Here is a 22407-nt window from a genome sequence, read left to right as displayed (position 1 = left end):
GCCCTTCACGGACTTCAGGCTCAGCGCAGGCGAAGAGCGCGCTTCACCGTGCCGAACAGGTCGGTCTGGTTGGTCAGCCCGACGACATTCGCCGCCTGCGGCCCGTAAGCCGCGATGCGGACCTGCGTGCCGGTGTGCTCCATCGAGGAACCGGGCAGCGCGGTGCCGTAGTTGAGGGTCATGTTCGCGCCCTCGTTGGTGATCAGCGTGGCGGTCTGGCCCGGAGTCTTGGCGTCGTTGGACACGATCTGGCTCGTGTGTCCGTGATCCGCAGTCACCACGACGAGCGTGTCGGTGTGGCTGCGCGCATAAGCAAGCCCGGCCGCGACAGCAGCGTCGAAGTCGATCGTCTCGCCGATCTGCCCGCACGGGTCAGCCGCGTGGTCCTGCTTGTCGATCGAAGCCCCCTCGACCTGCAGGAAGAACCCCTTGTTGCTGCGCCGATCCTCCAGCAACTGCAACGCCTTCTGCGTCTGCGCCACCAGCTTCGGCTGCGTCTTCGGCAGCGCCGGGTTCGGGGTGCAGCGAGTCGGCGCGGTGCCGCCCTGCGTCGCCTTCGGGCCGGTCCAGTTCACCGGCATGTTGCCCGACGCGAACAGCCCGAGCAGCGGCTGGCCCGGACGGGCCTTGGCCAAGTCGTCAGCGGTGTTGACCACGTTGTAGCCAGCGGCCTTGGCCTGCTCCAGAACCGGCTTGCCCTTGAACTGCCCGGCGGTGGCCTTCTGGTCGAAGTACTTCGCGCCGCCGCCCAGGAGCACGTCCGGGCGGGTCTGCACGAGCTGCTCGGAGATCGAGCCCGCGCCGCCGTTCTCCTTGGCGTTCTGTGCGCACTTCTTGGTGGTCTCGTCCGGGCCCTTGCAGTCGCGGTCGACGACGTGCGCGCCGAGCACGGCCGGGGTCGCGTCCTGGACCTCGGCGGTGGTCACGTCGCCGGTGCGCAGTCCGCCGCGCTTGGCGAGTTCGAGCAGCGTCGGGACCGGGTTGCCGTAGGCGTCCACGGAAATCGCGCCGTTGTAGGTCTTCGTGCCGGTCGCCCAGCCGGTGCCGGACGCCGCGGAGTCGGTGACGTAGTCCGGCTTCGCCGGGTTGCCCTTCTCGACCGCGTACGTGGTGTAGTCGCCGGTCAGCGGGAACTCGTCCATCGCGAGCCGGCCGGCCGCGCCGCGCTCGTAGTTGCGCGCCGAGGTGATCTCGGACTGGCCCATGCCGTCGCCGATGAACAGGATGACGTTGCGCGCGTGGCCGCCCTGGATCGCCTGGCGGACCTCCTGCGTGCGGTCGCCCGCGCCGGCCGAAGCGGCGCGCGCGCCCTGGTCGTCCTGGTTGCCCTGCGCGGCGATCGCGACCGGGGCCGCGGCGACCATCGCGACGCCCAGCGCGCCCGCGGCCAGCCACTTGCGGCGGCCTGCCAAGACGGTTCTCATGATTCTCCTCGGGGTGCTTCTCGTCCGGAACTTCCGGATGCGACCCATTAGTGCTCGCCGATGTGTTCGATACGGAGAATCCGGATGAGCGCCCGGTGTCCGGAAAGCGAACTCCGGTGCGGTCACGGCCGGTGAACAGGACGGAACCGGGTCCTCCTACACTCGGGTCGTGGCTTCACCTCTCATCGCACCCAGCATCCTGTCCGCCGACTTCGCCAAGCTCGGCGAGGAGATCGCGGCCGTCGCGCGGCCCGGAGAGACCCGGGCCGACTGGGTGCACGTGGACGTCATGGACGCGCACTTCGTGCCCAACCTGACCCTCGGCCTCCCGGTGGTCGAGTCGATCCTGAAGTCGACCGACGTGCCGATCGACTGCCACCTGATGATCGACGACCCGGACCGCTGGGCGATCGGCTACGCGGAGGCCGGCGCGTACAACGTCACGGTGCACGTGGAAGCCGCCGCGGACCCGGTCATGCTGGCGAAGAACCTGCGGGCCGCGGGCGCGAAGGCCGGTCTGTCGATCAAGCCGGGCACCCCGCTCGAACCGCACCTGGAAACCCTCAAGCACTACGACACGCTGCTCGTCATGTCGGTCGAACCGGGCTTCGGCGGGCAGTCGTTCATCGCGGACGTGCTGGAGAAGGTGCGCACCGCGCGCCGCCTGGTCGACACCGGGCACCTCAAGCTGGTCGTCGAGATCGACGGCGGGATCAACTCCGACACCATCGAACAGGCCGCCGAAGCGGGCGTCGACTGTTTCGTCGCGGGCTCGGCCGTCTACGGCGCCGAGGACCCCGGCCGCGCCGTCGCCGCGCTGCGCGAGCAGGCCGCCCGCCTCCGCGTCAGCTGACGTCGCGGCCCGGGAAGCTCCCGGGGCCGGACGGGTGTTGGATGGAGGGGCCACCGAGGGCGGTGGCCGGGCGAGGAGGCAGCAGTGTTCACGGGAATTGTCGAAGAGGTCGGCGAGGTCACCGCGGTCGAGCAGCTCACCGACGCGGCTCGGCTCACCGTGCGCGGCCCGTTGGTCACTTCGGACGCGGGCCACGGCGATTCGATCGCGGTCAGCGGCGTCTGCCTGACCGTCGTCACAGTCTCCGGCGGCGAGTTCACCGTCGATGTGGTGAACGAAACACTTCAGCGTTCGAGCCTCGCGAAGGTGGCCGTCGGCGACGCGGTGAACCTCGAGCGCGCGACCCCGGCGGGCGGACGGCTCGGCGGGCACATCATGCAGGGCCACGTGGACGGCACCGGCGTCTTCGTCTCCCGCGACGAGCGCGGCGTGACGACGTTCTCCCTGCCCCCGGCCTTGTCGCGGTACGTCGTGGAGAAGGGTTCGATCGCCGTGGACGGCGTTTCGCTCACCGTCGCGAGCGTGTCCGAGGACCGGTTTTCGGTCGCTTTGATCCCCACCACGCTCGAGGTGACGACGCTCGGCAGGCGGGAAGAAGGCGACCACGTGAACCTCGAAGTGGACGTCGTCGCGAAGTACGTGGAGAAGCTCACTGCGCCACACGTGGCGGCGAACGCGCACAATGTGTGACATCCACCCGGCGGCGGCAGCGAAGGAGCACCCGTGAGCGAGACGAAGGCGGCCGAGCCGCAGACCGGTTGGACCCCGTGCGGAGCAGGCGCGGTGGTAGACGTCGACGCCATCGAGGCCGCGATCGCGGACATCGCGGCCGGACGCGCCGTGGTCGTTGTCGACGACGAAGACCGCGAGAACGAGGGCGACCTCATCTTCGCCGCCGAGAAGGCGACGCCGGAGCTGCTCGCGTTCATGGTGCGCTACACCTCGGGCTACGTGTGCGTCGCGCTGACCGAGTCCGAGGCGGACCGGCTCGACCTGCCGCCGATGTACCACACGAACCAGGACCAGCGCGGGACCGCGTACAGCGTCACGGTCGACGCTGCGGAGGGCATCAGCACCGGCATCTCCGGCACCGACCGCGCGCACACCACGCGGCTGCTGGCCGATCCCGAAGCCACCGCGAAGGACTTCCGCCGCCCCGGGCACGTGGTGCCGCTGCGTGCCAAGGAAGGCGGCGTGCTGCGCCGTCCCGGGCACACCGAGGCCGCGGTGGACCTGGCCCGGCTGGCGGGCCTGCACCCGGCGGGCGCGCTCTGCGAGATCGTGTCGCAGAAGGACGAGGGCGACATGGCCCGGCGCGACGAGCTGGAAGTGTTCGCCGCCGACCACGACCTGAAGATCATCTCGATCGCGGACCTGATCGCCTACCGGCGGCGCACCGAGAAGCAGGTCGAGCGCGTCGCCGAGGCGCGGATCCCGCTGGCCGCGGGCGAGTTCCGCGCGGTCGGGTACGACAGCCTGCTCGACGGGATCGAGCACGTCGCCTTCGTGTACGGCGAGATCGGCGACGGCGAGGACATCCTGGTCCGCGTCCACTCCGAATGCCTCACCGGCGACGTCTTCGGCTCGCTGCGCTGCGACTGCGGCCCGCAGCTGGACGCCGCGCTGCAGAAGGTGGCCGACGAGGGTCGCGGGGTCGTGCTCTACATCCGCGGGCACGAGGGCCGCGGAATCGGCCTGCTGCACAAGCTTCAGGCGTACCAGCTGCAGGACGCGGGCGCGGACACCGTCGACGCGAACCTGGCGCTGGGCGTGCCCGCCGACGCGCGCGACTACGGCACCGGCGCGCAGATCCTGTGCGACCTCGGCGTCCGGTCGATGCGGCTGCTCACGAACAACCCGGCGAAGCGGGTCGGTCTCGAGGGCTACGGCCTGCGCGTCACCGGCCGGGTCGCGCTGCCGATCTCGCCGAACCCGGAAAACCTGCGGTACCTGCGCACGAAGCGCGACCGGATGGGGCACGACCTCAGCCAGCTCGAGCACTACGACCAGGTCGGGGCGTCCGACCAGGGCACTGAGGAGGACACCACGCGATGAGCGGCGAGGGGCGGCCGGAAGCCGCGCTCGACCTGCGCGACTGCAAGTCCCTGCGGCTGGCGGTCGTCGCGACGCGGTGGAACGCGAAGATCACCGACGTGCTGCTGGAGCGCGCGCTCGCCGCGGCGAAGGACGCCGAGCTGGAGGAAGAGCCCACGGTCGTCCGCGTCGCAGGCGCGGTGGAGCTTCCGGTCGCGGCGCAGGCACTGGCGCGCAACCACGACGCGGTCGTCGCGCTGGGCGTCGTCATCCGCGGCGGCACCCCGCACTTCGAGTACGTGTGCGACGCGGTCACCGCGGGCCTCACCCGGGTCGCGCTCGACGAGAGCACCCCGGTCGGCAACGGCGTCCTGACCTGCGACACCGAGCAGCAGGCGCTCGACCGTTCCGGCATGCCCGGCTCCGTGGAGGACAAGGGCTACGAAGCGGCCGTGGCGGCGCTCGACACCGCGCACGTGCTGCGCGGCCTCGGCAAGCCGTGGACCGAGCGGGGATTCGTGTGAGCGTGATGACCGAGCCGCAGACCACCCTCGTGATCCGGCCGCGCCGGGCGCTCGTCATGTGCAGCGTGCTCGCGGTGGCGCTGCTCGCGGCGTTCGTGGTGGTCGCGGTCCTGCTGCGCAGCTCGCACACCGGCGTCGTGTTCGAGGCGTCGGACCAGATCGCGATGATCGGCATCGGCGTCGCGCTGTCGGCGGGCACGATGCTGTTCGGCAACGCCCGCGTCCGCGCGGACGCCACCGGCATCGAGGTCCGCAACGTCCTCGCGCGGCGCGTGTTCACCTGGGATCAGGTGCTGTCGATCAGCTTCCCGGACGGCGCCTCGTGGGCCCGGCTGGAACTGCCGGACGACGAGTACTTCTCGGTGATGGCCGTGCAGGCGGTGGACCGGGAACGCGCGGTGCTGGCGGTGCGGGCGCTGCGAAAGCTGCACCGAGCCGCCACCGAGGCCTGAGTTCTTACCGCTCCAGATCCAGATCCACGACGATCGGCGCGTGGTCGGACGGTCCCTTGCCCTTGCGGGCCTCGCGGTCCACGTAGGAATCGGTGACCGCCTTGGCGAAAACCTCGTTCCCGTAGACGAGGTCGATGCGCATTCCCTTGTTGTTGGGGAAGTTCCCGCCGCGGTAGTCCCAGTACGTGAACGGGTGGTCGTACTTCAGCGGCCGCGGGAAAACGTCGGACAACCCAGCGTCGCGGAGCTTCTTCAGCGCGGCCCGTTCGGGTTCGGTGACGTGCGTGGACTCGGCGAAAAGCGAGATGTCCCAGACGTCCTGGTCCGTGGGCGCGACGTTGAAATCGCCGAGCACCGCGAACGGGCGGGCCTGCTGAAGCTCGTCGCCGACGAGGTCGCTGAGCTTCTCGAACCACTCGAGTTTGTAAGCGTAGTGCGGATTTTCCGGCTCGCGCCCGTTCGGCACGTACACCGACCAGAGGCGGATCCCGCCGCACGTCGCACCGATCGCGCGCGCTTCGGCCTGCCCGTCGAAGCCCGGTTCGCCCGGCAGCCCGCGCACCACGTCGTCGAGCCCGATCTTGGAGAGGATCGCGACGCCGTTCCACCGCCCGAGCCCGTAGGCGGCGACCTCGTACCCTCGCGCGGTGATCTCGTCGGCGGGGAAGGCTTCGGTGGTGTTCTTGAGTTCCTGCAGGCACAGGACGTCCGGCGCAGTGCGGTCGAGCCAGTCGAGCACGCGGGGCAGCCGGGGAACGATGGAGTTCACGTTCCAGGTGGCGACGCGGACGGTCATGGCTGCTCCCTGATCGTTCGGCGGGTCGGCGAAGCCAGGCTACGGCAGGCCGGATCCGCGGCCGACCCGGATGCGCCCGCTCGCGGCAAGGGGTCTCACGGAAACTGTCGGACCCTCGCCATACAGTGGGGCACGTGGCTGATCCGACCACCTACCGACCTCAGCCGGGGAGCATCCCGGACTCGCCTGGCGTGTACAAGTTCCGCGACGCCGCCAAGCGAGTCATCTACGTCGGCAAAGCGAAGAGCCTGCGCAGCAGGCTGAACTCGTACTTCGCCGACCTGTCCGGCCTTCATCCGCGCACGCGGCAGATGGTCACCACCGCGGCGAGCGTCGAGTGGACCGTCGTCGGCACCGAGGTCGAGGCGCTCCAGCTGGAGTACAACTGGATCAAGGAGTTCGACCCCCGGTTCAACGTCCGCTACCGCGACGACAAGAGCTACCCGGTCCTCGCGGTCACGCTGAACGAGGAATTCCCCCGGCTGCACGTCTACCGCGGCGCGCGCAAGAAGGGCGTCCGCTACTTCGGGCCGTACTCGCACGCGTGGGCGATCCGCGAAACCCTCGACCTTCTCCTGCGCGTTTTCCCGGCTCGCACCTGTTCCACCGGCGTCTTCCGCCGCCACGGGCAGATCGGGCGGCCGTGCCTGCTCGGCTACATCGACAAGTGCTCGGCGCCGTGCGTCGGCCGGGTGTCGGCGGACGAGCACCGGGCGATCGTCGAGGACTTCTGCGACTTCCTCGCCGGCCGCACGGACGCGATGGTGAAGCGGCTCGAACGCGAGATGGCGCAGGCCTCCGAAGAGCTGGAGTTCGAACGCGCCGCGCGGCTGCGGGACGATCTCGGCGCGTTGCGCCGCGCGATGGAGAAACAAGCCGTGGTGTTCGGCGACGGCACGGACGCGGACGTCGTCGCCTTCGCGCACGACGAACTCGAGGCCGCCGTCCAGGTGTTCCACGTGCGCGGCGGGCGTGTGCGCGGGCAGCGCGGCTGGGTGATCGACAAGGCCGAGGAAATGGACGTCCCGGCGCTGGTCGACCACTTCCTCACCCAGTTCTACGGCGAGGAATCCGACCGCGTGGGCCGCGACGACGTCGAGGTCGGGCCGGTCGTCCCGCGCGAGGTGCTGGTGCCGGAGCTGCCCGCGGACGCCGACGCGGTCGCCGAGTGGCTGTCCGGCCTGCGCGGGTCGCGCGTGCGGCTGCGGGTCGCACAGCGCGGCGACAAGAAGGCGCTCGCGGAAACGGTGGAGCGCAACGCGAAGGAAGCCTTCACCCAGCACAAACTGCGCCGTGCGGGCGATCTCACCGCACGGTCCGCGGCGTTGCAGGAACTCCAGGACTACCTCGCGCTCGACAGCGCGCCGCTGCGGATCGAATGCGTCGACATCAGCCACATCCAGGGCAGCGACGTCGTGGCGTCGCTGGTGGTGTTCGAGGACGGGCTGCCGCGCAAATCCGAGTACCGCAAGTTCGCGCTGCGCGAGGCGGCGACCGAGGGCGACGTCGCGTCCATCGCCGAGGTCGTGCGGCGGCGCTTCTATCGCTATCTCAAGGAAACCGCGGAAAATGCCGCTGAGACAACGGAAACCGCAGCCGAGACTGTCGAGGAAGCGGGGGACGAGGCGGTCCAGCCGGTGCGCGCGGGGATCGACCCGGAGACCGGCCGTCCGCGCAAGTTCGCCTATCCGCCGAACCTGCTGGTCGTCGACGGCGCGGGCCCGCAGGCCACCGCGGCCGCGGACGTGCTCGCCGAACTCGGCATCACCGACATCGCCGTCGTCGGGCTCGCGAAGCGGCTCGAAGAGGTGTGGCTGCCGGGAGAACCGGATCCGATGATCCTGCCGCGCACGTCCGACGCGCTGTTCCTGCTGCAGCGGCTGCGCGACGAGGCGCACCGGTTCGCCATTCGCTACCACCGCGAAAAGCGCGCCAAGCGCATGCAGACGTCCGAATTGGACAGTGTGCCCGGACTCGGGCAGGCTCGGCGCACCGCGCTGATCAAGCACTTCGGCTCGGTGAAGAAGCTCAAGCAGGCCCGGGTCGAGGAAATCGAAGCGGTGCCCGGTTTCGGCAGGCGCACCGCCGAGGCCGTGGTGGCGGCACTGGCCGGGGAGACCGGCGCCGCACCGCGGGCAGTACCGGGAGGGGACCAGGGGTCGTGATCGGGAAGGAAGCACACAAGTGAGTGCGGAAGAGGAAAAACGGGGCAGCGGGATGGAGGTCGCGGTCGTGTCCGGCCTGTCCGGCGCGGGCCGCTCCACGGCGGCCAAATGCCTGGAGGACCTCGGCTGGTTCGTGGTCGACAACCTGCCGCCGGAGCTGATCGCCACCATGGTCGAGCTCGGCGCGCAGGCGCGGGGGGCGATCACGAAGGTGGCGGTGGTGATGGACGTGCGCTCGCGCGCGTTCACCGACGACCTGGCCTCGGTGATCAAGGACCTGGACGCACGGGGCTACAAGCCGCGCGTGCTGTTCCTCGAGGCCACGGACGCGGTGCTGGTGCGCCGCTTCGAATCGGTCCGCCGCGGCCACCCGATGCAGGGCGACGGCAGGCTCGCCGACGGCATCACCGCCGAGCGCAAGCTGCTCTCGCCGTTGCGCGAGGAGGCCGACCTGGTGCTCGACACGTCCGCGCTGTCGGTGCACGACCTGCGCGCGAAAATCGAGGACGCGTTCGGCTCCGAGGCCAGCACGCAGACCCGCGTCACCGTGCTGTCCTTCGGCTACAAGTACGGTTTGCCGATGGACGCCGACCTGGTGATGGACGTGCGGTTCCTGCCGAACCCGTTCTGGATCCCGGAGCTGCGCGAGCACACCGGCCTCGACGGCGAGGTGCGCAATTACGTGCTGTCGCAGGAAGGCGCCGAGGAATTCCTCGACCGCTACCACCAGCTGCTGCGGCTCATCGGCGCCGGCTACAAGCGCGAGGGCAAGCGGTACCTGACGCTCGCGGTCGGCTGCACCGGCGGCAAGCACCGCAGCGTCGCGATCTCCGAGGAACTCGCCCAGCGACTGTCCAATGAGGACGGCATGGCAGTAAAGGTGGTGCACCGGGATCTTGGCCGGGAGTGACGTGCGCGCGGTGGCGCTGGGCGGAGGACACGGGCTGCACGCGACGCTGACCGCGCTCCGGCGGATCACCCGCGCCGTCACGGCGGTGGTGACGGTGGCCGACGACGGCGGGTCGTCCGGCAGGCTGCGGCGCGAGTTGGGGCTGCTGCCGCCGGGCGACCTGCGCCAGGCGTTCGCCGCCTTCGCCGCCGAGGACGGCGGGCGGCTGTGGGCGGAGGTGTTCCAGCACCGCTTCGGCGGCGACGGCGCGCTCGCCGGGCACGCCGTCGGCAATCTGCTGCTCGCCGGGCTGTTCGAGGTGCTCGGCGACCCGGTGGCCGCGCTCGACGAGGCCAGCAGGCTGATGGGCATCTCCGGCCGCGTGCTGCCGATGTCGCCGGAGCCGCTGGAGATCGAGGGCGAGGTCAGCGGCCTGGACAGCGAGAACCCGGACGCGATCCGGCGGATCCGCGGCCAGGTCGCGGTCGCCAGCACGCCCGGCCAGGTGCACCGCATCACGCTGCACCCGGCGGGCCGCCAGGAGCGTCCGCCGCGCGGCTGCCCGGAGGCGATCGAGGCGGTGCTGGAGGCGGACGTGGTGTTCCTCGGCCCCGGCTCGTGGTTCACCAGCGTGCTGCCGCATCTTCTGGTCCCGGACCTGCACGACGCGCTCGTGCGCACGAGCGCCACCAAGGTCGTCGTGCTGAATCTTGTCCCCCAACCGGGGGAAACCGGCGGATTCTCCCCGGAGCGGCATCTGGACGTACTCTTCGAGCACGCGCCCGCGCTGCGGGTCGACGCCGTCGTCGCGGACCGTGATTCCGTCCCTGACCCGGCAAGCCTGCGCCGGGCGGCCGAACGCCTGGGAGCGAGGGCCTGCCTGGGGGCGGTGGCCGACCCGGTCGTGGAGGGACGGCATGATCCTGGTGCGCTCGCCCAGTGCATGCGAGAGGCACTAGGCCTCGGCGGGGAGCACTGTGGGTGACGGCGGGCGCGCAGCGAAAGGCAGGAGGGGCAGTACATGGCGATGACCGCCGCGGTGAAGGACGAACTGAGCCGGCTCGAGATCACGAAGATCGGGCCGCGCCGGGCGGAGGTCGCGTCGCTGCTTCGCTTCGCGGGCGGGCTGCACATCGTGGCCGGCCGGGTGGTGGTCGAGGCGGAGCTGGACACGGGTTCGGTCGCGCGGCGGCTGCGCAAGGAGATCCACGAGCTGTACGGACATCATTCGGACGTGCACGTGATCACCGCGAGCGGCGGACTGCGCAAGGGGACGCGGTACGTCGTGCGCGTGGTGAAAGACGGCGAGGGCCTTGCCCGGCAGACCGGCCTGATCGACCAGCGCGGACGCCCCGTGCGCGGCCTGCCCGCCGCCGTGGTGTCCGGCGGAGTGGCCGACGCCGAAGCAGCCTGGCGCGGCGCCTTCCTGGCGCACGGCTCGCTGACCGAACCGGGCCGTTCGTCGTCGCTGGAAGTGACCTGCCCCGGCCCGGAAGCGGCCTTGGCTCTGGTGGGGGCGGCCCGGCGGATGGGCATCCAGGCGAAGTCCCGCGAGGTACGGGGCGCGGACCGGGTCGTGGTCCGCGACGGTGACGCCATCGGAGCCCTGCTGACCCGCCTGGGCGCGCACGCGAGCGTGCTGCAGTGGGAAGAACGCCGGATGCGCCGGGAGGTCCGCGCGACCGCCAACCGCCTCGCCAACTTCGACGACGCGAACCTGCGCCGCTCGGCCCGCGCGGCGGTCGCGGCGGCTGCCCGGGTGGAACGCGCGCTGGAGATCCTGGGCGACACCGCGCCGGATCACCTGCTAGCCGCGGGCCGCCTGCGCTTGTCGAACCGCCAGGCGTCGCTCGAGGAGCTGGGCCAGCTGTCCGACCCGCAGATGACGAAGGACGCGGTGGCCGGCCGGATCCGGCGGCTGCTGGCGATGGCGGACAAGCGGGCGAAGGAACTGAGCATCCCGGACACCGAATCAGCGGTGACCCCGGAAATGCTGGAGGAAGAAGCCTGACGCGGTTGCCCGCGGGGAGCCTCGTGAGTGTTCGTCCCGGTTCTCACCGGCAGAAACACTCACGAGGCCGAGGCCGTAGTGCTCTGCGGGTTCGGGTTGTGCGCGGTCTTGCGCACCCCATGCCGACGTCCGTGAGGGGAACCCTGAGGGAATCAGAGTCCCTCAGGGTTCCCCTCACGGACCTTCGCCGGAACGCAGCCACGCAGCCCGTCTCGCCAAGCAGTGCTCCGCATCCCCCGGCCCAGCAGCACCACAACGAACCCGCCGCACACCGCACTACTGAGAACCTCATTGGGTGCGCTCACGCATCGAACGCCACATTGGGTGCATCTGACGCACCCAATGCCACATTGGGGCGCTCGCCACCGAAGGCAGGGCCCGGGCATCCGCTCTCACCGGCCTGAACACTCACGTGGGCTCGAATGGCCGCCTGCCGCACCTTGCCCAGCCCCGCCCGGTCCGGCCGCCAAGATTTCGTCCACAGTGGACAAATCACCCCCGTCACACCACCGGGTTCGCTACCGTGGGGGTCATGATCGATGTGCCGCTTTCCGCACTTGAACTCGCGCTCGTCGAAGCCGGGCAGTCGGCCACGGCGGCGCTCGAGCCGCTGTCCGCCGTCGCGCGGCGGCTGGACGACCTCGGCTACCGCCGTCTCTGGTTCGCCGAGCATCACGGCTCGCCGGCCATCGCCAGCGCGTCCCCGCAGGTGCTCGCGGCGTATGCGGCCGCGGTGACGTCGCAGGTGCGGGTCGGCTCCGGCGGGGTCCTCGCGCCGAACCACGCGCCGTTCGCGCTGGCTGAGCAGTTCGGCACGCTGTCCGCGCTCAGCGGCGGCCGGGTCGATCTCGGCGTCGGACGCGGGCCAGGTGCGCTCGATCCGGAGATCATCCGGGCGCTGCGCCGAGGAGCCGAACCGGCTGGAGAGGCCGACTACCACGCGGATGTCGACGAGTTGCTGAGGCATCTCGGCAGCGAAAAGGTGCTCCCGGGCGGAGTGATCGTGCCGGAGCCGTGGCTGCTCAGCTCCAGCCCGGCGGGCGCCGAGGTCGCGGCCGAGCGCGGGCTGCCGATCGCGTTCGCGCATCACATCCGGCCGGACAACACCGCGCCCTCGCTGGAGCGGTATCGCGAGAAGTTCCGGCCGTCGAAGTGGCGCTCCGAGCCGTACGTGCTGCTGTGCGTCGAGACGATCTGCGCGGACACCGACGCCGAGGCCGAATACCTGTCCGGGCCGATGAACGTCCTCAAATCCCACCTGCTCACCGGCGGCGGGGGAGACCAGCCGATGCTGACGCCGGAGCAGGCCGCCGAATACGAGTTCGCGCCGGAGATGGTTCCGCAGCTCGAACACTTCCGCGCCGCGCAGGCGTACGGCGAGCCGGAACAGGTCCGAGCGCGCCTGGCTGAGCTGGCGAAGCAGACCGCCGCGGACGAAATCATGGTCACGGTGCCGGTATTCGACGCGAAGGCGCGCATCCGCTGCTACGAACTGGTGGCCGGGGAGAACTAGGGGTGACCGGCTGCTGTGGAATGGCTCGAAACGCCATAGCAGTCAAGGGGAAGCGGCTGAATGCTGAGCTGTCCGCCAGCGACCATGCCCGAGAGCCTGAGCCGGACAGACCGAGCGCTTCGTCAGCCAGCCGACAAGGCGCTCGTGCCCCTGAAAGAATTAGGTGCGGCAGAGGGTGACCGGCGCCGCTCCGGTCACCCTCTGCCGCGGCTTATCCGGCGGACGTCGCGCCGGGGAACTTCAGCTGCACCACCACGTTGTCGATGGTGTCCGGCGTGCCGCCGAGCTTGTCGTTGTTCGTCGAGGTCACCCACAGGTGCCCGTCGGGGGTCTTGGTCACCGAGCGCAGCCGGCCCCAGCGGCCGGAGAACACCGCGGACACCGTGCCGATCCCGTCGCCCTTGGCGTTGATCTGCGTGGCGAACAACTGCTTGCCGGTCACCGCCGCGATGTAGATCCAGTCGTTCACGATCTCGATGCCCGACGGTCCGGCCTGCGAGGTCGGCCAGGTCTTCTTCGGCGCGATGGTCCCGTTGCAGTCGCCGATCGTGCCCTCGCACGCCGACCAGCCGTAGTTGCCGCCCTTCTGGATCAGGTTCAGCTCGTCCTGGCTGCTCTCGCCGAACTCCGACGACCACAGCTGCCCGCGCGAATCCCAGGCGAGGCCCTGCGGGTTGCGGTGCCCGTAGCTCCAGACGTACCGCGCGTTGCCGCCGGTGGCGTAGAACGGGTTGTCGCTCGGCGCGGAACCGTCGGGGTTGAGCCGCAGGATCTTGCCGTTGAGCGAGCTCTTGTTCTGCGCGTTGGCCTTGACCTTCGCGTCGCCGACGGTGGCGTACAGCTTGCCGTCCGGACCGAACGCGATCCGGCCGCCGTTGTGGTACTGGTTCTTCGCCATGCCGGTCAGCACCGGGGTGGTGGTCTTGGACAGCGTGGTGCCGTCGTAGGTGACCTTCACGATCCGGTTGTCGCTGGACGACGTGTGGTACAGGTACACCGCGTGGTCGGTGTTCCACTGCGGCGAAATCGCCAGCCCGAGCAGGCCGCCCTCGCCGTTCGTGGTGACCACGCCGGGGATCTTGCCGAGCGTCGTCTTCTTGCCGTCCGGGGTGATCTGCAGCAGTTCGAACCGGTCCCGCTCGGTCACGAGCGCGTTGCCGTTCGGCAGGAAACCGACCGCCCAGCCGAGGTCGACCTTCGCGATGTCCTTGTCGTACGAAGGAATTCCGCCGCCCGAACCGCTGCTGCTGGTGGTCTTCGCGGTGACCGCGTTGCTCGCCGCTGAGGCGTTTCCGTTGGGGTCACGCGCCTTCACGGTGAACGTGTAGGACGTGTTCGGCTTGAGGTCGGTGACCGTCGCCGAGGTCTGCGTCGTGGTCGAGACGACGTCGTTGCCCTGGTACACGTCGTAGCCCGCGATCGAGCCGCTGTCGTCGGTGGAAGCCTTCCAGGACAACGAAATGCTGTCCGACGTGCTGCCGGTGGACTTGAGCGAACCGGGCACGCTCGGCGGGGTCTTGTCGTCGCTGGGCGGCGTTTTCACGCCGACGACGTTGCTCGGCTGGGACGGGTTGCCCGCCGCGTCGTAGGCGATCACCGAGATGTCGTACGACGTGTTCGGCGTCAGCTGGTCGACGGTCGCCGAGGTGGTTTTGCCGTCCACGACCTTCAGTGTGTTGCCGCCGCGGTTGATCTCGTACCGCGTGACGCCGACGTTGTCCGTCGCCGGGTCCCAGCGGAAATCCGCCGCGGTGGGCCGGATGTTCGACGCCTGGAAGTTCTTCGGCGGCGTCGGCGGCTCGTTGTCGGCCGGCGCGCTGAAGCTGTCGGTGATCTTGTCGGTGTTGGGCCCGCCGTTCGCCGACGCCGAAACGGTGCGGACGTGATTGACGCCCGCGGTGAGCTGCACGGTCGCGGTGACGGTCTTCCACGTCGTCCAGGAACCCGTGCCAGGGAAGGAAACCGTGCCCTTGTCGCCGCCGTCGACCACGAGCTTCATCGGCCGGTCGTCGGCGGTTCCGTTGGCGTAGCGGAAAGTCAGCGTGTGCGTGCCGGCCTGTGCCGCGTTGACCGAGTAGTCGGCGTAGCTGCCGACGAGATTGTCGAAGTCCACGAATCCCTTGCCGGAGTACCCGGAGTGGTTCGTGGCGACCTTGGCCTGGGAGAGCGTCGCGTCCTCGGACTCGTAGTCCCCGGTCGCCGCGGTCGCGGTCACGGGGGTCAGCAGTGCGCAGCCGAGCGCGGTCGCCGCGGTACCGGCGAACAGCGCGCTCAACGTCGAGCGTCGTGCCACGGGGGCCTCCTGCTTGAGGGGGATCGGGGCGGCGGCGGGATTGCTCAAGAGTCTTCGTTAGGAAAGTTTCCTATTTATCGGGACAGATCACACACCCTCGGCAGGGGCGGTGTCAATAGTGCGATCGCGGCATTACGCTCCGCAGCCGTAGCCGCGGAGCGCAAGCCGAAAGAACAGGCGGGTCAGAAGCCGGCGATGTCCGCCCGCGCGATCACCTTCGTGATCCTCGCCCGGACGAGGGATTCTTCGGGGACGGCGTTGCGCTCGCCGTAGGCCGGGCCGTTCTCCTCGCCCATGTACCGCGCGCCGAGCCGGGTCGCCCACTCCCGCATTTCGTCGAGATCGTGGTGCAGTTCCGCCTCGGCGGTGAACTGCACGTACGAGAACGGCGGCCGCTGGTCGTCCACGGCCAGCGAGATCCGCGCGTCGCGGCGCAGGGCCTTGCCTTTCAGCGTGTCCGTGCCGGTGGTGAAGATCAATTCGTCACCGCCCGGCCCCTCGTTCAGCAGAAACCACACCGGCGTGACAACCGGCGCCCCGTTGGCCCGCACGATCCCCAGCATCCCGGTCCGCGTGCCCTCGCTCGCGAACTTCCACCACTCCGCCCTGGTCATCTCCCGCATGCCCGCCACGCTAGCCGTCCGCGTGTGCGGGCGCCCGGGCAGGCCGACTAGCCTGACCTGCTGTGCGATACGACGAGATGGGCGCCGCTGGGCTCGCCGACGAGGGGCTGACCCGTCGACTGAAGGCGCTCGCCTGCACCGCGCCGTTGCACGACCTCGACGCGCGCAAGGCGAAGCTCGACTGGGCCGACGCCACCGTCTACCAGATGGCCGAGATCGCGCTGCACACGATCGACCAGGTCACCATCGCGATGGACTTCGACACCGGCGCGGGCCACGACCAGGTCATCGACCGGCTGCTGCCGTTCATCTCGCTGCAGGCGCCCTCGCGGATGCCGGACGAGCACGTGCGCGTCGCGAAGTGGGTGCTGGACAACCTGATCAACGTCGGCACCACCGACCGCGGCTTCCGGCGCGTCTACGGCTCGCTCGGCCCCGGCGGCTACCAGCGCCGTCAGTTCGACTTCAAGCTCCTGGTCGAGCTGGCCGCGCCGGACGGCGAGGTGTACCTGCGCGCCACCGACGAAGCGATCAACGTGCTGGTCGGCGCGCTGGACACGGACGTCGAGTCGGCGCAGATCGCGGCCGAGGTGAAGCTGGAGAACCTGATCAACCGCGGCCGCCTCGCCGACGCGAAGCTGGCCGCGGAACAGGCGCGCTACCGCACTGTGCAGTACGGCGAGACGCTGCGCGCGAAGCTCGACGCCACCCGTCGTGACGTGCGCGCGGTCGACTGGGAGAGCGAGGTGCCGGAGCTGATCGAATCGGCGCTCGGGCACATCGAGTCCCGGTTCCGCGCGGAGAACGCGATCCTGAAGAACATCACCACCGCGCGGGACGAATCCGAGGACGCCGACCACAAGCGCCGCGCGGCCGAGCTGGTCGACATCGTCGCCGACTGCATCCGGCGGCACACCCGGCTCCAGTCGCGGCTGGCCGACGCCGGTGCGGTCTTCCGCGCCGAACAGGACCGCCAGCAGTTCTCCGGACCGCCGCAGCGGGCCACGATCGACCTGTTCGGCCAGCTCCTGATGCCGACGCTGGGACTGCCGCTCGCCGACGCCACCGCGCCCGCCGAGCACTTCTTCCACGCCGTCGCCGGCATTACGACGCCGGTCGTGCCGTCGCTGTCCTCGCTGGTGTCGCTGCTGCTGCGGCCCGCTCCGGAACGCGATCAGCTGGTCGGCGAGGTGCCCGAACCGGAGCTGGTGCCCGCCGAGGTGACCGACCGCTTCGGCGACGACGTGTGGCGGCTCGCCGACGAACTGCTCGACCTGCCCGACGTGCCGCGCCGGCTGTCCGGGCTGCTGGAGGACGCGCGCCGCTCCGGGCAGCCGAACCTGGCGTCCCTGGTCGCGCTGCGTGCGGTGCACGCTTACAGTCCCGAGGTCGGCGCGGCGCGCCGGCAGGGGGAACGCCACGTGCTGCTCGCCGTCGACGACGGCACCCTGCTCGACGACCCGGACTTCGGCGGGGCCGATCTGCTGCTGTCCACGGCGGAGGTCGAACGAGCGGACGACGAGACCGAGGAGGTCGCCTGATGCCTGTGACGCACACGAGCGTCGACGCCGAGGCCGCCTCGCGCCTCGTCGCTTTCGGCATGCGCCCGAAGCAGCTGCCCGCCCGAGACGTCGTGTACGGCGAGCTGGTGCGCCGCTACGGCGAGGACAACGCGTTCAAGGCGCTCACCCACGCCGTCGCGTCTGGGCTCGGGCTGATGGTGCTGGAGGTGACGCAGCAGGCCGGATGCGTGCTCGCGGCCACCGACGAGTCCGTCTTCGAGATCAAGATGGACAGCTACGCGCGGCAAGCCAAGATCCGGGAGCGGCGCGAGACGGAAAAGGTGCTGCACGGCCTGATCCACCTCGCGACGGCCGCGCTCGGCTACCCGCGGCCGGACGACCTGGCCAACGACACGTACATCGGCCGGGTGAGCGTCGAGCAGGTCGACGCGATGGTCCGCGAAGCGGCGCGCGTGCTTGACGAGCGGGCGCAGCTGGCCGAGGCGAACAACGACCCGCTGGCGGACGCGCCGGAGCTGGAGCAGGCGTGGCGCGCGTACGCCCGCCGTCCGGCCGCCGCGGCGACGAAGGACGGCCGGATGGCTGCGGACACCACGCGCGGGATGGTGTCGCGGGCGCTGCGTTTCCTTGCCGACCAAGGCTTTTTGGTGCAGGTGAGCGACGAACAGGGCGGCACATACCGGACGACGCCGCGGTATCAGATCCAGGTGCGCGAGCTGGCCGCGGACGCCGCGTTCGACGACTTGCTCGCGCTCGACGTCGTCGCGGTCGCCGGGGCCGGGGGAACGCTGCGCGCGACGGCGTCGGACACGCTGCAGTAAGAGGGGACGGGAATGTACGAGCTTTCGCGGGTCCGCCTGCATTCGGTGGGCCCGGCGGGCGCCCGGTACCAGGACGTGGTGCTGGACTTCAGCGGCGTCGGGGCCACGATCACCGCACCGAAGCAGGACGCGCTGTTCTCCGCGGGCATCCACGCGGGCGGCCCGGTGCGCCGCCCGTCGCCGGCCAGCGTGCTGTTCCTGGAGAACGGCGGCGGCAAATCGGTGCTGATCAAGCTGATCTTCTCGGTGATGCTGCCCGGGCGGCGCCAGGTCGTCGGCACCACGAGCACGAAGGTGCTGGAGAAGTTCGTGACGGCCAAGGACGTCGCGCACGTGGTGCTGGAGTGGCTGCACGTCGAGACCGGGCAGCGGGTGATCACCGGCAAGGTGTCGGAGTGGCGCGGGCACGTGACGTCCGCGGACTCGGAGAACCTGGTCGACTCCTGGTACTGCTTCCGCCCGACCGCCGACGTCGCGCTCGATTCGCTGCCGCTGACCGAGGACGGCAGGCTGCTGACGATGTCCGGGTTCCACGACCGGATCGCGGGCGCGGCGATGGCCGAACCGGAGCTGGAGCTGTTCTGGACGCGCCGCCACCACGAGTGGACCGGGCGGCTTGACCAGCTCGGTCTCGACACCGAGCTGTTCCGTTACCAGCGCGCGATGAACGCGGGCGAGGGCGAGGCGGCCGACGCGTTCCAGTTCTCCACCGACGAGGCGTTCGTGGAGTTCCTGCTGCGCGCGGTGCTGTCCGAGGACGAGCCGAAGGACCTCGCCGAGGTCGTGTCGACGTACGCGAACAACCTCTCGCAGCGCGGCGATCTGATGGCGGAGAAGGACTTCGTCGAGGGTGCCCTGGAACTGCTCGGTCCGCTGGCCGAGGAGGAAGGCGTAGCCGCGGCGTCGCGCCGGATCGCCGAATCGGCGCGGGAGGACCTCGGCGAGCTGGCCGGGCGGATCCACGCGCGCAACGAGCTGGAGAACGCGCGGCTGTCCGGGCTTGAGGAGCACGTCGAGGAGGTGCGGTCCGCCGAAAAGCTCGCCGAGGGCGACCATCGGCGGCTGACCGCGGGCGTCACCGAGCTGCGCCGGCTGGTCGCGGTGCTGCGGCTGGAAGAAGCGCAGATCGAACGCGAGCGCGTCGACGGCGAGCTGGCCGAGGCGAAGACGCAAGCGGAAGCATGGCGCGAAACCGCGACTGTGCTGAACCGGTTGAACGCCGCGCGCAAGGCGAAAGACCTGCGTGAGCTAGTCGGAAACCGTGAGGAGAAGGCGAAACCGGCGCTGGCCGCACGGGACGCGGCAGCGGTCGCCTTGGGGCGTGGCTTGCTTTCGCTGGCGCGTGATGCGCAGCGGCAGGCGGACAAAGCCGAGGCGCACGCGGACGCGTTGCGGGCCGAAGCGGAGAAGGCGCAGACCGAACGGGACGAGGCGGCGAACCTGGCTGCTGGCCGTCGGGCTGAGGCGCGTGGGCTGTCGTCGCGGATTGCTGAGCTGCGCGAGGAGATCTCGGAATCGGTCCGCAGTGGACTGTTGACGTCCGGTGCGGACGTCGCGGAGTCGGCCAGGGCGGCGCGAGCCGAAGCTGAGGCCACGACGGCGGAATCCGTTCGCCGGGAACAGGAACTCGACCGGGTCGGCGAGGATCTGCAAGCGGCGCAGCGTTCGGTCAACGAGGCACACCAGCTCGCCGGGTCCACTCAGGACCGGCTCGTCCGGGCAGCCGAAGACCTTGAACGCGCGCACCGGCGCACCGACGCGCTGGCCGCGGAGCCGCGGTTGATGGAGCTGCTCGGCGCGGACGACGTCAAGCTGGAGAGCGATCTTCCGGTGCTGCTGCAGCGTTTGCGGGACGCGAGCGCGGCGGTGGAGAAGGAACAGACCGCGCTGCGGATGGAGGAGTCGGCCGACGAACGGGCGCTCGCCGCGCTCGGGTCGGGCGGTCTGCTGCCGCCGCCGGAGGACGTCCAGGCCGCGCTGGATGCGTTGGAGCAGGCCGGAATCACCGCGTGGTCGGGCTGGCGTTATCTGTCCAAACTGGACTCCGTGCGGCGCGACGAGGTGCTGGAGCGGATGCCGCAGCTCGTCGCCGGCGTGCTGCTGAACGACGCGGCGCAGGTCAAGCGGGCGCGTGAGGTGCTGTCCTCCGAGCGGCTGCTGCCGAGCGCGGTCGTCGCGGTCGGTACCACGGACGCGTTCCAGGCTGCCGATGTTCCGGCCGCGGCGGGCGTCGAGTTCCTCGTGCCGCCGAACCCGGCGATGTACGACGAGGAAGCCGCCGACACCGAGCGGGAAGCCGTGGCGCGGCGGCATGCGGAACGGCAGCGTCGGCTGGAGCAGCTGTCGGAGTCGCTGGCCAACGACGGCGCGTTGACCTGGAAGCTCACCACCTGGCGCGAGGACTACCCGGCCGGTGCGATCGGGACGCTCGCTGAGCAGGCCGAGAACGCGCGCGTCGCGCGGGAGACCGCGCAGACCGCGCTCGGGCAGGCGGAGGCGGAATTCGCCCGGTTGAGCGAAAAAGTCGCTTCGCTGCGGGAGCGGGTCCCGGCGTTGCGGACCGCTGCCGCGGAGGCCGAGGAGAAGGCGCGTCGGCTCGGCGAGCTGTCCACTCGGGCCGCGCGGGTCGCGGAATGGACCGAAGAAGTCGAGCGGGCAACGGAAATCGCGGAACGCGCGGAGAATTCGGCGGCCGAGGCTTCGGCGCGGGCGGCGCGGTTGCGCGAGCAGGCGGGGGAGGAGCAGCGGACCGCCGACGGACACCGCCGCACCGTCACCACCGCGCGTTCCGAGCTGGCCGAGGTGCCCGGCGCGGCCGAGCTGCCGGAGGATGTCGAAGCGCCTTCGGAACCAGTGGATGCGTTGCGGCGCACGTTCGCGTCAGCTTCCGAGGCGTACGCGAAGGTCGAGGTCGGCAGCGATCTCCGGGCCGAGTTGGAGCAGGCTGAGTCTGCCGAAGCGGCGGCTTCTTCCGCGCTGGAAGCGCTGGACGAAGAAGTCCGGGCGCGCGCGGCGGCGTTGCTGGAGACACCCGACGGTTCGGACGCTTCGACGCGGGCAGCGGCGTTGGCGCGGGCGCGGCGAGTCGTCGATGCAGTGGAAGAGGAACGCACCGAGGCGATCGGCCAGGTGTCGACGCGTCGAGCTGAGCTGGACGTCCTGCCGTTGCAGACCGGCGTCGCTTCTCCGGCCGAGCGACCGCGCGACATCGAACACGGCCTTGAGCTGATCGACGCGGCCTCGCTGGAAGTGTCCGCGGCGGCCCGGAAGTGGGAAGAACTGCAGGAACGCCGAGCGGCCGCGGACGCGACGCTGGACGCGGCCAAAGCTTCGGCGTCCGGCTTCGGGTTGCTGTCGGAATCGTTGGCGCACTTGCGTTCTGAAGATCCGGCGGACGCGTACGACGGCGATGTCGAGTCAGCGCGGACCCGGTACAACCAGCTCAACACCGTGCTGAACGACGCGCAGTCGGCCGCCGATTCCGGCGACCGGCGGGTGCGCGCGGCGGCGGACCAGCTGGCGCAGTACGCGACCGAGAAGCGGTTCGAGAAGCTCAGCACGCCGGTGCGGCAGCAGGTGATTTCCGTCAAGCGGGACCAGCTTCCCGCACACGCGGCGGAATGGGGCGAGGCGCTGCGGCCCCGGCTGCGGACGCTCACCGACGATCTCGCGCAGATCGACCGGCACCGCGGCGGCATCATCACGCGGTTGCAGGGGATGGTCGAAGGCGCGCTGCGCACCCTGCGCTCGGCGCAGCGGGTGTCGCGGCTGCCGGACGGGCTCGGCGACTGGTCCGGCCAGGAATTCCTGCGGATCCGGTTCACCGAGCTGGAAGACCATGTGCTGGCGGAAAAACTGGGCGAGGTCGTCGACGAGGCGGCCGCGGGCAAGACCGCCGACGGCCGCGACGTGAAGCGCGACGGGCTGTCGCTGGTGCTGCGCGGGGTGCACGTCGCCTCGCCCAAGGGGTATCGGGTCGACATGCTCAAGCCGGACTCCGTGCTGCGCACCGAACGCCAGCGGGTGTCCGAAATCCGCGACGTGTTCTCCGGCGGCCAGCAGTTGACCGCGGCGATCATCCTGTACTGCACGCTGGCGGCGTTGCGCGCCAACAACCGCGGCAAGGCCCGGAACCGGCATTCGGGCGTGCTGTTCCTGGACAACCCGATCGGCCGCGCATCGGCCGGATACCTGCTGGAACTGCAGCGAGCCGTCGCGGAGGCGCTGGGCGTGCAGCTGATCTACACGACGGGCCTGTTCGACGCGGGCGCGCTGGCGGAATTCCCGCTGATCGTGCGGCTGCGCAACGACGCGGACCTGCGCGCCGGGCGGAAGTACCTGTCGGTGGACGCGACGATCCGGAATTCCCTCGACGACCTCGGGGATCCGGACGGGGTGGCCCGGCTTTCGGCGACGCGGATGTTCAGCCGAGTGTCTCCTGCGGCGGATTTGTCTGCTGAGGAAGAACAACCGGCCTGACGGTCTG

At 70.4% G+C, this 22407-nt stretch carries 16 protein-coding genes and 1 pseudogene; 13 read left to right on the top strand and 4 right to left on the bottom strand.

Annotated features, from left to right (window positions below; all coding sequences use genetic code 11):
* Window positions 1–20 precede the first annotated feature (20 nt).
* Entirely contained in the window at window positions 21–1424 is a 1404-nt protein-coding gene (phoA, locus tag ABD156_RS05300) for an alkaline phosphatase (RefSeq protein ID WP_344267286.1), read from the bottom strand.
* A gap of 169 nt (window positions 1425–1593) precedes the next feature.
* Here phoA and rpe point away from each other — a divergent pair, with 169 nt between their 5' ends.
* The 5 genes from rpe (at window position 1594) to ABD156_RS05275 (ending at window position 5287) form a co-directional block, all read left to right on the top strand.
* On the top strand, window positions 1594–2277 hold the full coding sequence (rpe, locus tag ABD156_RS05295; protein ID WP_344267284.1) for a ribulose-phosphate 3-epimerase: 684 nt from the start codon (window positions 1594–1596) through the stop codon (window positions 2275–2277).
* An 84-nt stretch (window positions 2278–2361) separates the two neighbouring features.
* Complete coding sequence (locus ABD156_RS05290) at window positions 2362–2967, top strand: riboflavin synthase (protein ID WP_344267282.1); 606 nt, start codon at window positions 2362–2364, stop codon at window positions 2965–2967.
* A 93-nt stretch (window positions 2968–3060) separates the two neighbouring features.
* Complete coding sequence (locus tag ABD156_RS05285; protein ID WP_344268485.1) at window positions 3061–4332, top strand: bifunctional 3,4-dihydroxy-2-butanone-4-phosphate synthase/GTP cyclohydrolase II; 1272 nt, start codon at window positions 3061–3063, stop codon at window positions 4330–4332.
* Window positions 4329–4835 (top strand): 6,7-dimethyl-8-ribityllumazine synthase, encoded by a 507-nt coding sequence (ribH, locus tag ABD156_RS05280; protein WP_067579223.1) that lies wholly within the window; start codon window positions 4329–4331, stop codon window positions 4833–4835. The genes ABD156_RS05285 and ribH overlap by 4 nt, the downstream gene beginning before the upstream one ends.
* A gap of 5 nt (window positions 4836–4840) precedes the next feature.
* Window positions 4841–5287 (top strand): PH domain-containing protein, encoded by a 447-nt coding sequence (locus ABD156_RS05275; protein ID WP_344267279.1) that lies wholly within the window; start codon window positions 4841–4843, stop codon window positions 5285–5287.
* A gap of 4 nt (window positions 5288–5291) precedes the next feature.
* Here ABD156_RS05275 and ABD156_RS05270 read toward each other — a convergent pair whose 3' ends face one another.
* On the bottom strand, window positions 5292–6083 hold the full coding sequence (locus ABD156_RS05270; RefSeq protein ID WP_344267277.1) for an exodeoxyribonuclease III: 792 nt from the start codon (window positions 6081–6083) through the stop codon (window positions 5292–5294).
* 134 nt (window positions 6084–6217) lie between these two features.
* Here ABD156_RS05270 and uvrC point away from each other — a divergent pair, with 134 nt between their 5' ends.
* The 5 genes from uvrC (at window position 6218) to ABD156_RS05245 (ending at window position 12661) form a co-directional block, all read left to right on the top strand.
* Window positions 6218–8248 (top strand): excinuclease ABC subunit UvrC, encoded by a 2031-nt coding sequence (gene uvrC, locus ABD156_RS05265; RefSeq protein WP_344267275.1) that lies wholly within the window; start codon window positions 6218–6220, stop codon window positions 8246–8248.
* A 52-nt stretch (window positions 8249–8300) separates the two neighbouring features.
* Window positions 8301–9158, top strand: a complete 858-nt coding sequence (rapZ, locus tag ABD156_RS05260; RefSeq protein ID WP_020658140.1) for an RNase adapter RapZ — start codon at window positions 8301–8303, stop codon at window positions 9156–9158.
* A 1-nt stretch (window position 9159) separates the two neighbouring features.
* A complete protein-coding gene (locus ABD156_RS05255; protein ID WP_116205181.1) occupies window positions 9160–10122 on the top strand; it encodes a gluconeogenesis factor YvcK family protein in 963 nt (320 codons plus the stop codon).
* Window positions 10123–10158: 36 nt separating this feature from the next.
* The gene (whiA, locus tag ABD156_RS05250) at window positions 10159–11148 is read left to right on the top strand and encodes a DNA-binding protein WhiA (RefSeq protein WP_344267273.1); all 990 of its coding nucleotides are present in this window, start codon (window positions 10159–10161) and stop codon (window positions 11146–11148) included.
* A 532-nt stretch (window positions 11149–11680) separates the two neighbouring features.
* Entirely contained in the window at window positions 11681–12661 is a 981-nt protein-coding gene (locus ABD156_RS05245; RefSeq protein WP_344267271.1) for an LLM class flavin-dependent oxidoreductase, read from the top strand.
* A gap of 214 nt (window positions 12662–12875) precedes the next feature.
* On the opposite strand, the pseudogene ABD156_RS05240 reads toward ABD156_RS05245, so the two are convergent.
* Together ABD156_RS05240 and ABD156_RS05235 are read right to left on the bottom strand one after the other, a co-directional pair.
* Window positions 12876–14927, bottom strand: a pseudogene (locus tag ABD156_RS05240) (PQQ-dependent sugar dehydrogenase); the annotation flags it as partial.
* 209 nt (window positions 14928–15136) lie between these two features.
* On the bottom strand, window positions 15137–15577 hold the full coding sequence (locus tag ABD156_RS05235; RefSeq protein ID WP_344267267.1) for a PPOX class F420-dependent oxidoreductase: 441 nt from the start codon (window positions 15575–15577) through the stop codon (window positions 15137–15139).
* 77 nt (window positions 15578–15654) lie between these two features.
* Between ABD156_RS05235 and ABD156_RS05230 the strand changes: the two genes are divergently transcribed.
* The 3 genes from ABD156_RS05230 to ABD156_RS05220 are packed head-to-tail and all read left to right on the top strand — an operon-like array spanning window position 15655 to window position 22400.
* Window positions 15655–17118 carry a hypothetical protein gene (locus ABD156_RS05230; protein WP_344268480.1) on the top strand — a complete coding sequence of 488 codons (1464 nt, stop codon included), beginning with the start codon at window positions 15655–15657 and terminating at the stop codon, window positions 17116–17118.
* Complete coding sequence (locus ABD156_RS05225; protein ID WP_344267265.1) at window positions 17118–17921, top strand: hypothetical protein; 804 nt, start codon at window positions 17118–17120, stop codon at window positions 17919–17921. Before ABD156_RS05230 ends, ABD156_RS05225 begins: the two co-directional genes overlap by 1 nt.
* A 12-nt stretch (window positions 17922–17933) precedes the next feature.
* Entirely contained in the window at window positions 17934–22400 is a 4467-nt protein-coding gene (locus ABD156_RS05220) for a hypothetical protein (RefSeq protein ID WP_344267263.1), read from the top strand.
* Window positions 22401–22407: the final 7 nt, after the last annotated feature.

Origin of the sequence: Amycolatopsis albidoflavus (genome assembly GCF_039525725.1) — a bacterium.
Taxonomy (GTDB): Bacteria; Actinomycetota; Actinomycetes; order Mycobacteriales; family Pseudonocardiaceae; genus Amycolatopsis; species Amycolatopsis albidoflava.
This window is presented reverse-complemented; position numbering and strand designations above follow the sequence as displayed.